This window comes from Stenotrophomonas sp. YJH_SMC_57 (genome assembly GCF_059369755.1).
Genome location: NZ_JCAFSZ010000008.1, coordinates 185,868 through 197,972, shown reverse-complemented (window position 1 = coordinate 197,972; position 12,105 = coordinate 185,868). Strand labels below are relative to the sequence as shown.

Here is a 12,105-nt window from a genome sequence, read left to right as displayed (position 1 = left end):
GATTCAGTTGGTATATCCCTAACATTCTACGTCAACTGGCCCAGGCCCAGGCCCGGCGATTCCGGCCGAAGGCGCGCTGCGGCCCGGGCGGTTCAGCTCCTGCCAGCAGCCATGTGGAGATCAGAGACAAATCATTCTGACCTGATGGATCTCGGCCTTTCCAGGGGCGAATACCGGGCGAATCCTGACCTTGTCCTGGTCCAGCGTGCGGTCGAAGGCGAACATGCCCGTGAAGTCTCCTGCAGGGTAGAACCGCAGTACGCCATCCCGATCACTGAACCCCTCACCTGCGGCCCAAAGGACCTGGATCCATCCGCCAGCCTCGCGTCGACCCTTGACTTCCAGTGCAATGCTGGTGCTGCTGGGGCAGGGGCGGGCAGACAGTGTGAGCAGAAGACTGTCGGACGTTGATCTGATGACCAGCTTTCCGTCGGTACTGGCGACCTCGCCATTGCTGACCTCCATGGCCGTCAGCGGGATGAGGGCCTCGCCCTTTGGCTTGGCGCCCTGCTGATAGGCCTGGCTTGCGTCTACCGACCAGCCGGGAATGCTCTCGGTACGGGGAGCGATGGGAATGGTCGAACCGGGCATCACCCGTGCGAGTTGGGCGTAAGCGTGCCATTGGTGGTCGATGCGATCAGGCCTTACAAGGTTGGCGGCACAGATGATCGAGAAGGCCGCCAGGGCGACGATCGCGCGCGGGTAATCCCGATGGTTCGATACTGCCGCAGCCAGGATCAACAGGCTGTAGGGAATGAGATAGTAGCGACTGCCTCCTGCAGCACCCGTCGGCAGGATCACCGGTCCCATCGTGGCGGGATCATCGCGCAGGAAACCGACCAGTATCAGCCCGAACGCAGTCAGGATCAGGATCAAGGCGGTCAACTGCGCCACCGCATGGGTATCCAGTGCAGACCGGTTCCTGACATGGGACACCGTTGCATTGAAGATGCGTCGCCAGGGCAGGCTCGCCCAGAACACGAACGCAAACAGGGTCGCCAGTGGATATACGCCGCCGAAGCTGACGAACTTGACCATGGCGGCGAGGAGGTGCGCCGGATCGAAGCTGGAAGGGTTGGACGCAATCGGTCGCGGAGAAAACACGATGAAGCCGATTTGAATGGCGGCACAGATCGCGACCGTAACGTAGACCCGGCGATTGGTGAGCAGGTCCCGGAACAGAACGGCCCGCAGCGCGAGCACCGGCAGTGCGAGCACGCTGAACGGCCCGGTGAGGCCTGCAATGGTCAGCAATGCCAGCTGTCCGATGCTCACGCGCGATGTGATCGGGAAAGCCAGATACGTGATCAACGCCAGCCCCGTGAACCACTGGATGTTGGTCAGGGTGAAGAACACCTCGCCGGCCTGCGGTTGCAGCGTTACCAGCACCAATGCCCAGACACAGAGCGCGGCGGGTACACCAATGGAGGACAGTCGCGATTGCAGGATGTAGATTGTCGTGAGGAACGCAGCAATCCATGCAAGGTGGAAAGCGAGCGGCACATACTCCAGCGGCAGGAATGAGGCGGGGTACGAGATGGCTCGCGGTATCAGGTGCATGTACCCGGCATAAGGCTTGAACAGGAAGCCCAATCCGGCATCACGGGCTTCATTGACGAAGATGCTGCCATCCTCGCCCCAAAGGCCGGGATGGAACAGATCGATGCCGACCGCTTGGGTCGACCTGAAGCTGAGTGCGACGAATACCGCCGCCAGGGTGAGCGCGCACAGGACGAGCGTCGCATTTCTGGAGCTGGATGGACTGTTCAAGCATTTCCCCATGAGTTCTTCACCGACGCTGCATGAATTGCATGCTCCGTTAGCGCTTGCCGGAGGAGGATGAAAAAGAAAGGTATTTGTGGCCGAAGTAGCTGGTCACCACCGGAATCGCAACGCCGATGCCGTGAGCAATGGTCTCGTTGTGGAAATCCACGCCGATGCCAGGTAGAAGCCATCTGGCCAGGAGCAGGCTGATCGCAATGGTCTGGAGCACCGCGGCCAGGTTGACTATCACGAACCAGGTGATCTGGTGCTTCAGTGCATTGGCGGCTTGCTGGAACACCAGCACCCTGTTGAGCACAAACGCTGTGACCATGCCCAGGCAGTAGGCGATCACGATGGCAGGCACGTAGTGCAGCCATTCGCTGAGCATGATGCGCGAGCCAAAGTTGACGGCGGCGGCAACACCACCGGCAACAAGAAACATCAGGAACTGACGTGTGATCACGCCGACGCCTTCACGCCTGACGCAAGGTGGGCAAGCTTGGCGCCAACATCGATGCTCTCGTTGATCGATCGATCTTCCGGGTAGTAGTACGCCGTATCGGCCATGTAGAAGCCCTCGACCGGCGACTTCATCGGCGGCAGCATGTCCTGGAAGCCTGGCGGGCAGATGGTCTGGGCAAATTCATAGCGATGGCAATGTGTAGCCCGGATCCACTCAGGCTTGAATGCAGGGTTGATCATTGGCAGGTAGCTGACGACTTCGTCGATCAACTGTTGATTGCTCCATTGCCACTTGGGGTGCGTCTTGGGCATGTAGTACGGCGCATACACGATATGTTCGCCGGGGCCCTTGCCCGGATTGAGATTGCTGTACTCGATAAGACCGGGAATGGAGATACGTTCATCGCTGATGTTCATCCAGAAGTTCTCGCTGACCGGCTTCGACAGCTTCAGGATCACGCAGGCGACGGGTATGTTCTCGATCGCGCCCACCTGATCAGCAAAGGCCTTCGGAAGCCCCGGGACCATCTTCGGCACATACTGGATCGGAGCGGTGGATACCACTGCGTCATACGCCTGATGGCCATCGGCGGTGCGGATGCCGGTCACCTTGCCGTTCACCGACACCACCTCCTCGATCGGCTGGGACAGCAGGATGCGCCCGCCCAGGCGCTCGACCTCGGTGGCCATCTTCTGCAGCAGTGCAGCCGAGCCGCCTTCCAGGTAGCCCATGCTTTCATTGAACAGGTTGCGGCGGGACAGCGCCACGCGCTTGATGCGGGTGCCGATCCAGGAAGCCGACAGCTTGTCCTGGTACTCGAAGAACTTCAGCGCGAATGCCTTCTCCCACATCACCTTGTACGCCTTGGGGCCGATCCAGCGGGTGATCCAATCGCGCGCATTCTCCCTGTCCAGGTCAGTCCAGTCCTGGATGCCCTTGGTGTGCATGACATGCAGGGCGTAGCGGATCTTGTCGATGATCCCCAGGTGCGGGAACCCCAGCAGCGCAAACGGCGTGCCCCACTTGTGCAGTTTGCCCTGGTAGTAGTAACCCATCTTGGTATCCGTCCAGTGCAGGCGATCGGACATCTTCAACTGTTCGAGCAGCTTGAAGAGGGGATAGTCGGTCTTGCAGATGAAGTGGTAGTAGCGCTCGATGCGCAGGCCGTCGAAATCGAAATCCGCCGACATCCCGCCAATGCGATCATCGCGCTCGTAGATGTCGACCTTATGCCCCTGCTTGAGCAGTTCCATGGCTGCCATAAGGCCCATGGGGCCGCTGCCGATGATCGCAAAGTTTCGCATGTGAGAAGTCTTCTTCAGTTCCAGGGAATCAGCGCTGCAGAACGATCTTGCAATAGCGCGGGTCGGTATAGCTTTCGCGGATGGCTTCTTCAAACGGTGTCTGCTTGACGCCGAACACGGCCTCCGTGTCGATGCCCTTGAAGTCATCGCCCGCACTCAGCGCCTTGAGCTGGTCTGCAGTGAAGGGCGGCTTGCTGCTGAACAGGCTGTAGACTTTCAGCAGGAAGGCGAAAAATCCGATCGGGATGTGCACGATGACGGTGTTCAGCTGTTTCACCCGCTTGATGGTGCGGATGATATCCACGTAGTCCACCCGGGTGTCTCCGACGATGTCGAACACCTCTCCGTTGGGCTCGGTGCCGATGCATTTTGCGATGCAGCGGCAGAAATCACGTTCATACAGTGGCTGTCGCATGAATTTCCCATCGCCGGGGATCGGGAATACCGGCGTACGTGCCATGAAGCGGGACAGCCAACCGAGGTGCTTGGGGTCGAACCAGCCGAACATCAGCGTCGGGCGCAGCACGCAGTGGCGTTGGCCGCTTGCGACCACCATCTCCTCCTGCTCGCGCTTGGTGTTGGTGTAGTCATCCTTGGCCACCGAATTCACGACCGACGAACTGATGTGGACCATGTAGGGCACGGCAGCATCCCGGGTTGCCTTCAGTACATGGCTGGTGGCTGTGATGTTGTTGCGCACGAACAGGTCGGTGGTCTTGCCGGTGATCTGTGCATGCAGCTGCACCACGCAGGCAGCGCCGTTGAACTCATTGGCCCAGGCACCCGGCTCGGCCAGGTCGGCCAGCACCACGCGGACATCCGGGTGCAGTTTCTGCAGGATGTCCAGGTTGTGCGCGTGCTTGTCAATGGCCACCAGCTGGGTATAGCCCTGCTGCTTGAGTTCGACGATCAGGTTCTGCCCGACCAGCCCGGCAGCTCCGGTGATGACGATCTTGGCGTGCTTGTCGGCCATGTCAGAGCTTGATCCTGCGGAAGACGAATTCGGGGATGTTCTTGATGATCATCATGATCGCCCACCAGAAGGCAGGCAGGTAGGCGACAGCCTGGCGCTTGCCGATGGCCTTGAGAATACCGGCGGCCACCTTGTCCGGGGTCGCCCACAGCGCGCCCTTCTTGAACGCTGCAGTCATCGGGGTATCGACGAAACCTGGCTTGATCACCAGGACGTTGACACCGGCCGGACGCAATCGCTGGCCCAGGCCGCTGAGGAAGGCAGTGACTGCCGCCTTGGCACTGCCGTACAGGTAGTTGCTGGCGCGGCCGCGGTCACCGGCTACCGAGGAAATGACGGCCAGGGTGGCGCCGGACCGCAGGCGCTGGGCCAAGGCTGCTGCCAGAGCGATGGTGGAGGTGCCGTTGGTGGCGAACTCGCGCAGCGACAGCTCTACCGAAGCATCACAGGCTGCCTGGTCAGGCAGCGTGCCGTGGGCGATGAGCACCGTATCCACGCCGCCCAGCGCCGACCAGGCCTCGTCCAGCAGCGTGCCGTGTGCGGACAGGTCGTTCACGTCCAGCACGCCGGTATGCACGTGCTGGGCGCCACGCACGCGCAGGTCGGCGGCGATGGCGTCCAGCTTCCCGGCACTGCGACCCACCAGGTAGAGCGCTGCGGCACGCGTGGCGTACAGGCGCGCGACGGATTCGGCGATGGCCGAGGTGGCGCCGATGATCAGGATCTTCTGCATGCTTACTCCATCACCCGGCGCCAGAAGCCGGATGAGAATCGGGGGTCGATGAAGCGGGAGAATGCTTCCCAGGCCGGGTAGGCCTGGCGGAACAGTGCGCCGGACATGCGTGCGTCCTTGGCCGGATAGACCGCGCCGCCGGCCTCGCTGACGATGCGGTCCAAGCGGTCGAGCATCTTCAGCAGATCCGGTCCGTCATTGGGGAAATCCAGGGCCAGTGTGGTACCGGGTCGCGGGAACGACAGCAGCCCCGGCGAAGGGCGTTCGCCGAATTCCTTCAGCACCGCCAGGAACGAGCCGCGTCCGCTGCGCGCGATCTCCGCCAGCAGGGCGGCGGTGGCGTCGCGGGCGACATCGGGCGGCAGGACGCACTGGTGCTGCAGGAAGCCGTGTGGGCCATACATGCGGTTCCAGTGATTGATGCCGTCCAGAGGATAGAAATAGCTCTGGTAGTGCGACAGGTGGCGGGCGCGACGTGCTGGCTGGCGCCAGTAGTACAGGGTATTGAATGGACGCAGGGTGAGCTGATTGACCAGTGACACCGGCGGCACGATGGGCATGCTGCGGCGAGGGGACGAGCCGGGCGCGGCCGCCTGTGCGTCGCCTGGTGCGTGGTCGCCACGCAGGAAGTGACCGCGGCCGAGTCTTGCTCCACTGGCCAGGCAGTCGATCCAGGCAACGGTGTATTCAAAGTCGCTGGCAGATTCGCGTGAGAGCTCGAAAAAGGCATCCAGGTTGTCGAAGCGGATCGATTCGGTTTCGATCCAGGGCCCTGGCACACGCCGCAGCTGCAGCTCAACCCAGGTAATGAACCCGGTCAGGCCGAGCCCCCCCAACGTTGCGGCGAACAGTCCGCTGTCATCGGCAGGCGTGAGCTGCTGGCGTGAACCGTCGCTGCGCAGCAGCTCCAGGCAGCGCACGTGATGACCAAAGGTGCCTGCGCGATGGTGGTTCTTGCCGTGTACGTCGTTGCCGATGGACCCGCCAACGGTGGCATATCGGGTACCGGGCGTGACCGGCAGGAACCAGCCGCGGGGCAGGGCGATGCCGAGGATGTCGGCCAGGGTCACACCGGCCTCGCAGCGCACGATGCCGGTGGCCGGATCGAAGCCGATGAACCGGTCCAGTGCGCGGCTGATCAGCAGCGAGGCATCCGGATTGAGGCAGCTGTCGCCATAGCTGCGGCCATTGCCATGCGGAAGCACCGTGCCGCCTCCCGGCGGCAACGGCAGCACCGACGCGCGGTCGAGCACCGGAATGATCTGCTGCTCGACGCGCGGGTAGCGGCCCCAGGATTGGCCGGACGCTGCACTCATATTGCAATCAGCACGATCAGTACGCACAGCCCGATTACGATCTGGCTGACACGGTCCGTGGCAGCGAACACGATTGGATCGTCATGCATGTCGCCACGGTGGGAGACAATCCACATGCGGCTGATCCAATACAGCAGAATCGGGCACAGCAGCCACAGCAGCTTGGGGTTGCCGTATAGCGCCAGGCTTTCCGGGCTGTTGATATACAGAGCAAACACCAGCACGCCGATGTAACCGGCGGCCGCCCCCAGCGACTGTACCAGCGGCAGGTCGGCGACCGAGTAGCCACGGCCGATCGCCATTTCCTTGCCGCTGGCCAGCGCCGACGCCAGTTCGGTATAGCGCTTGAGCATGGCCAGGCTGAGGAACACGAACATCGAGAACGCCAGCAGCCAGAACGACAGTTCGGAGTTGATGGCCACCGCGCCACCGATGATGCGTACGGTGTAGAGCGCAGCCAGCAGCACGACGTCGATCATCACAATGCGCTTGAGTTTGAGCGAATAACTCAGCGTCATCACGTAGTAGCACAGCAGCACGCCCGCGAAGGCCGGGCTGCAGGCCAGGGCGAGGGCGAAGCCCGCCAGGGTGATCAGCGGAGCCACCAGCAGGCCATGCAGCAGTGGCAACCTGCCGGCCGCGAAGGGCCGCTTGCGCTTGCGTGGATGCATGCGATCCGGGGTCAGGTCGAGCAGATCGTTGAGCAGGTACACGCCGGACGCACACAGGCTGAAGGCGAGGAACGCCGCGCCTGCATCGATGATTGAATCGAGATCGAAGAAGCGGTGCGCCGTCAGCAACGGGACCAGCACCAACAGGTTCTTCAGCCACTGGTAAATGCGAAGCGCCTTGATCCACGTGATCAGGCCACCGTTCTGCGAGGGCAGGTGAGCCAGTACTTCGGTGTGCCTGGCTGCGGCGTTGGCCAGCCCTGCACCGTTGTTGACCACGATGGCGCCGCCGGCATGCGCCCACACCTGCAGGTCGACGCGGCCATTGCCCATGTAATCGAACCCGCGCTCGCCGAACCTTGCCGCCAGAGTCCTGCCCTTGTTGTGGCCGGAGAGGTTGGTATGGCCATCGCTGGCGATGACCTCATCGAACAGACCCAGGTAGTCGGCGATGGGTTGGACCAGAAGCTGGTCCGAGGCTGTGCAAAGCACGCGTGGCCGCTGCGTGGTATTGCGCAGCATGTCCAGCACCCTTTCGTCATAGGGCAGTGTCTCGGCGGGCAGTTGAACGCGCAGGGCCAGCTGGCGCTTGACCGAGGCCTTTCCGCCCAGCAGCCAGAACGGCAGCAGGAACACATAGAGCGGATTGCGCGCCAGTAGTGCAAGCAGTGATTCATACAGAATGTCGGAACGGAGCAGGGTGCCGTCCAGATCAACACAGAGCGCGCGGCGATTCTGAGCGTTCAAGACGAAGCAACTCCTGCAAACGTGCCGGGGCAATACATGGCGATGGGCGCCTCGCGCGTGGGATTCGACCAATCAGTATACGGATACATGTTGCAAGATCATGCGAAGGAAGGGGGGCCTGCTTCAATCCGGTCGCCGCGCTTCCAGGCCAGCCATGGCGGTCATTCCCAGCAGGATCGCCAGCCAGAGGCTGGCGAGCCGGATACCGATCGCCGCCGTCAGTGCCACGTCCAGATCGGCACCGGTATGGGTGAGCATCACGACGATCGCCGCTTCGGTAGTGCCCACGCCACCGGGGATGAAGGACAGGGCGCCTACCAGCATCGCCAGGGGGTAGATGGCTACAGCGTGCTGCCAGGCGAGCGTGATGCCCAGGGCGTGGCACAGCCAGGCGAAAGCAGCGGCAGTCAGCAGCCATGCTGCGGTGCCATGGACCGCAGCTTTCAGGGTCAGGCCGGGGCGAAGCAGGGGACGCAGTGCGTGGATTCCGCCGAGCAGGAACATGCATAGCTGGCGTAGCCTCCGGCTGGGCAGTCGCACGACCACACCCTGTGCAAGCTGCTGGAGTGCGGAGCACCCCGCAGCCAGCCACAACCCCAGAATGACGGTCAGCACCACTGCGGTCAGGACGCCGAACAGGGGCACCAGGCCGGCAGCGCCGGTCGCCAGCAGGGTGATGACCAGAAGATCCAATGCGCGCTCATGGATGAACGTCGCAAGCGTGGTCTGCGGCGGTACGCCCCATCGAGAAAAATAGCGTATCCGGAGCAGCTCACCGGCCTTGCCGGGTGAAGCGGTGAAGGCGAATCCAGCCAGATAGGCCGCCAGGCCTGGCCACCATGCGAACGTGCAGTGGCCCTGCGCGTGCAGCAGCATGCGCCAGCGCTGGTAACGGACCCCGTAGCTGGCCAGCTGCGCAGTTGCGCACAACATGAGAGGCGCGGCCAGGTCGCTCAGTCGTGAAAGCACATTCTTGTCGCGATCCAGGTACCACAAGGCCACCAGGTACACGACGGCAACGCCTGCCAACCATCCCAGTGCCCGGCCCCGTCGTGACGGGGCGGGCGCAGTGGTGGAGCCGCCTTCGCCCAACTTAAAGGGCTGCTTCCAGTTCCGGCAGGATCGCAAACAGATCCCCGACCAGGCCGATATCCGCGATCTCGAAGATCGGCGCATCGCCGTCCTTGTTGATGGCGACGATGGTACCGGCGTCCTTGATGCCGGTCAGGTGCTGGATCGCACCGCTGATGCCGACGGCCACGTACAGCTCCGGCGCGATGATCTTGCCGGTCTGGCCGACCTGCAGGTCACTGGGAACATAGCCGGCATCGACGGCGGCGCGCGAGGCACCGACGGCGGCGCCGAGCTTGTCGGCCAGCTGGAAGATGACCTTGAAGTTCTCTTCCGAGCCGACGCCGCGTCCACCGGAAACCACGCGCTTGGCGCTTTGCAGGTCCGGGCGGTCGCTGGCACCGGCGGCCAGGCCGATGAAGCGGGTATGGGTCGGCAGCGCGGCATCGACGCTGGCCGCTTCAACGGCGGCACTGCCGCCCTGGGCGGCTTCCGGCCACGAAGCGGCGCGCACGGTGGCGACCACGATCTGGTCGGCCGGGGCCTCGACGGTGATGATCGCGTTGCCGGCGTAGATCGGGCGCTTGAAGGTGTGGCTGCCTTCGACGCTCATCAGGTCGGAGACCTGGTTGACGCCGAGCAGGGCGGCCACGCACGGCATCAGGTCCTTGCCGAAGGTGGTCGACGGGCCGAACACGTGGCTGTAGCCCGTGGCCAGCTGCGCGATCTGCGGTGCCAGCACCTGGGCGATGGCCTGTGCATTGGCGGCGTTGGCCACGGTCAGGACCTTGGCGACGCCGGCGATCTTGGCCGCTTCCGCAGCGACGGCGGCCGGATCGGCGGCCAGCACCAGCACGTCGATGCTGGCACCGCTGATGGCGGCGGCGGCGCTGACGGTCTTGGCGGTGGCGGCATTGAGCTTGCCGTCGTGGTGCTCGGCGATGACGAGAATCTTGCTCATTACAGCAGCCCCTTCTGCTTGAGTGCGGCAACCAGTTCGGCTGCGTCCTTGACCATCACACCCTTGCTGCGCTTGGACGGCGCGGCGTAGTGGGTGGTCTTGAAGGTATCGGCGGCTTCAACGCCGAGGTCGGCCAGCTGCAGGGTCTCCAGCGGCTTGGCCTTGGCCTTCATGATGTCCGGCAGCTTGATGAAGCGCGGTTCGTTCAGGCGCAGGTCGGTGGTGACCACCGCCGGCAGGTCCACTTCGAGCGTTTCCAGGCCGGCATCGACCTCGCGGGTGACCGTGGCCTTGCCGTCGGCGATGTCCAGCTTGCTGGCGAAGGTCGCCTGCGGACGGCCCCACAGCGTGGCCAGCATCTGCCCGGTCTGGTTGGCGTCGTCGTCGATCGCCTGCTTGCCCAGGATCACCAGGTCCGGCTGTTCCTTCTCGATCAGCTTGAGCAGGGTGCGGGCGGCGGTCAGCGGCTGGATGGCCTGGTCGGTGACCACATGGATGGCACGGTTGGCGCCCATGGCCAGGCCGTTGCGCAGGTGCGCCTGGGCGTCGCCCGGTGCGATGGTCGCAACCACGACTTCGCTTGCGATGCCCTTGTCGCGCAGGCGCAGGGCTTCTTCCAGGGCGATTTCATCGAAGGGATTGGGGGACAGCTTGACGCCGTCGGTGACCACGCCGGAACCGTCCGGCTTGACCTGAATGCGGACGTTGTAGTCCACCACGCGCTTGTACGCGACGAGGATTTTCATCTGGTACGGGGTCCTTGTAGTGCCGGCCGCCGGCCGGCTCACATTTGCTGGGGGAACATCCGGTCCTGCAACAGCAACCGGTTCGGGGGTGGGATCCCGATTCTAGCTGGCCCGGCGCGACCATGCGAATGCGTATGGTGTGCTGCGGCGCAGCATGCTGGCCGACAGGAGGCGTTCCTGAACCTGTCACGTTCACGTCATCCGGGCAGTCTGGAGCAGGCCTGCGATGTATCCTGTGTCGCTCTATCGGGCGCAGTGTGCGCTCCGGTAATGGAATATCGAACAGGAGAATGGGTAGTGCCCACATGGCTTGTCACCGGCGGCGCCGGGTTCATTGGCGGAAATTTCGTTCTCGAGGCGGTTGCTCGCGGCATCAAGGTCATCAATCTCGACGTATTGACCTACGCGGGCAACCTGAAGACCTTGGCCAGCCTGGACGGCAATCCCAACCATGTGTTCGTGCAGGGCGATATCGGTGACACCGCGCTGGTGACCCGGCTGCTGGCCGATCACACGCCGGACGCGGTGCTGAACTTCGCCGCCGAAAGCCATGTCGACCGTTCCATCGACGGCCCGGGCGCCTTCATCCAGACCAACGTGGTGGGCACGCTTGGCCTGCTGGAAGCGGTCCGTGACTACTGGAAGGCGCTGCCGGCAGAACAGGCCTCGGCGTTCCGCTTCCTGCACGTGTCCACCGACGAGGTGTATGGCACGCTGGGTGAAACCGGCAAGTTCAGCGAAACCACGCCATATGCCCCGAACTCTCCGTACTCGGCGTCCAAGGCGGCCTCGGACCACCTGGTGCGTGCGTTCCACCATACCTACGGGCTGCCGGTGCTGACCACCAACTGCTCGAACAACTATGGCCCGTACCACTTCCCGGAGAAGCTCATCCCGCTGGTGATCGCCAAGGCGCTGGCCGGCGAGCCGCTGCCGGTGTACGGCGATGGCAAGCAGGTACGCGACTGGTTGTTCGTGTCCGACCACTGCGAAGCGATCCGCACCGTGCTGGCCAAGGGCCAGGTCGGCGAAACCTACAATGTGGGCGGGAACTCGGAGAAGCAGAACATCGAGGTGGTGCAGGCCATCTGTGCATTGCTGGACCAGCGCCGCCCGCGCGAGGACGGCCAGCCGCGCAGCAGCCAGATCACCTACGTGGCCGATCGCCCGGGCCACGACCGCCGCTACGCGATCGACGCGTCCAAGCTGAAGAACGACCTGGGCTGGGAGCCGGCCTATACCTTCGAGCAGGGCATTGCCTTCACCGTCGACTGGTACCTTGACAACCAGGAATGGGTCAACGGCGTGCTCGACGGCAGCTACCGCCTGCAGCGCATCGGCACTGCGGCCTGAATC

Annotated in this window: 11 protein-coding genes; 1 reads left to right on the top strand and 10 read right to left on the bottom strand. The window is 63.4% G+C overall.

Annotation, left to right across the window (positions count from 1 at the left end; translation table 11 throughout):
* Positions 1-120: 120 nt before the first annotated feature.
* The 10 genes from AC5P7U_RS12800 to AC5P7U_RS12755 form a co-directional block, all read right to left on the bottom strand.
* On the bottom strand, positions 121-1,770 hold the full coding sequence (locus tag AC5P7U_RS12800) for a hypothetical protein (protein ID WP_197563772.1): 1,650 nt from the start codon (positions 1,768-1,770) through the stop codon (positions 121-123).
* A 49-nt stretch (positions 1,771-1,819) separates the two neighbouring features.
* On the bottom strand, positions 1,820-2,227 hold the full coding sequence (locus tag AC5P7U_RS12795; RefSeq protein WP_004154092.1) for a GtrA family protein: 408 nt from the start codon (positions 2,225-2,227) through the stop codon (positions 1,820-1,822).
* Entirely contained in the window at positions 2,224-3,531 is a 1,308-nt protein-coding gene (locus AC5P7U_RS12790) for an NAD(P)/FAD-dependent oxidoreductase (protein ID WP_197563775.1), read from the bottom strand. The genes AC5P7U_RS12795 and AC5P7U_RS12790 overlap by 4 nt, the downstream gene beginning before the upstream one ends.
* A 28-nt stretch (positions 3,532-3,559) precedes the next feature.
* On the bottom strand, positions 3,560-4,504 hold the full coding sequence (locus AC5P7U_RS12785) for an NAD-dependent epimerase/dehydratase family protein (protein WP_004154094.1): 945 nt from the start codon (positions 4,502-4,504) through the stop codon (positions 3,560-3,562).
* A 1-nt stretch (position 4,505) separates the two neighbouring features.
* Positions 4,506-5,237, bottom strand: a complete 732-nt coding sequence (locus tag AC5P7U_RS12780; RefSeq protein ID WP_004154095.1) for an SDR family oxidoreductase — start codon at positions 5,235-5,237, stop codon at positions 4,506-4,508.
* A gap of 2 nt (positions 5,238-5,239) precedes the next feature.
* Positions 5,240-6,553, bottom strand: a complete 1,314-nt coding sequence (locus AC5P7U_RS12775; RefSeq protein ID WP_197563771.1) for an FAD-binding oxidoreductase — start codon at positions 6,551-6,553, stop codon at positions 5,240-5,242.
* Positions 6,550-7,971, bottom strand: a complete 1,422-nt coding sequence (locus AC5P7U_RS12770) for a UbiA family prenyltransferase (protein ID WP_004154098.1) — start codon at positions 7,969-7,971, stop codon at positions 6,550-6,552. Before AC5P7U_RS12770 ends, AC5P7U_RS12775 begins: the two co-directional genes overlap by 4 nt.
* A 123-nt stretch (positions 7,972-8,094) precedes the next feature.
* The gene (locus AC5P7U_RS12765; RefSeq protein WP_495221176.1) at positions 8,095-9,063 is read right to left on the bottom strand and encodes a lysylphosphatidylglycerol synthase transmembrane domain-containing protein; all 969 of its coding nucleotides are present in this window, start codon (positions 9,061-9,063) and stop codon (positions 8,095-8,097) included.
* A 1-nt stretch (position 9,064) separates the two neighbouring features.
* Positions 9,065-10,003, bottom strand: a complete 939-nt coding sequence (locus AC5P7U_RS12760; protein WP_004154100.1) for an electron transfer flavoprotein subunit alpha/FixB family protein — start codon at positions 10,001-10,003, stop codon at positions 9,065-9,067.
* Complete coding sequence (locus AC5P7U_RS12755; protein ID WP_049458171.1) at positions 10,003-10,749, bottom strand: electron transfer flavoprotein subunit beta/FixA family protein; 747 nt, start codon at positions 10,747-10,749, stop codon at positions 10,003-10,005. Before AC5P7U_RS12755 ends, AC5P7U_RS12760 begins: the two co-directional genes overlap by 1 nt.
* A gap of 297 nt (positions 10,750-11,046) precedes the next feature.
* Between AC5P7U_RS12755 and rfbB the strand changes: the two genes are divergently transcribed.
* A complete protein-coding gene (gene rfbB, locus AC5P7U_RS12750) occupies positions 11,047-12,102 on the top strand; it encodes a dTDP-glucose 4,6-dehydratase (RefSeq protein WP_133933742.1) in 1,056 nt (351 codons plus the stop codon).
* The last annotated feature ends 3 nt before the right edge of the window (positions 12,103-12,105 follow it).

What these genes read in the sequence shown, in the direction of transcription:
- AC5P7U_RS12790 (WP_197563775.1), bottom strand. Translation starts at nt 3,531, where the DNA reads ATGCGAAACTTTGCGATCATCGGCAGCGGCCCCATGGGCCTTATGGCA.
- AC5P7U_RS12785 (WP_004154094.1), bottom strand. Translation starts at nt 4,504, where the DNA reads ATGGCCGACAAGCACGCCAAGATCGTCATCACCGGAGCTGCCGGGCTG.
- AC5P7U_RS12780 (WP_004154095.1), bottom strand. Translation starts at nt 5,237, where the DNA reads ATGCAGAAGATCCTGATCATCGGCGCCACCTCGGCCATCGCCGAATCC.
- AC5P7U_RS12775 (WP_197563771.1), bottom strand. Translation starts at nt 6,553, where the DNA reads ATGAGTGCAGCGTCCGGCCAATCCTGGGGCCGCTACCCGCGCGTCGAG.
- AC5P7U_RS12760 (WP_004154100.1), bottom strand. Translation starts at nt 10,003, where the DNA reads ATGAGCAAGATTCTCGTCATCGCCGAGCACCACGACGGCAAGCTCAAT.
- AC5P7U_RS12755 (WP_049458171.1), bottom strand. Translation starts at nt 10,749, where the DNA reads ATGAAAATCCTCGTCGCGTACAAGCGCGTGGTGGACTACAACGTCCGC.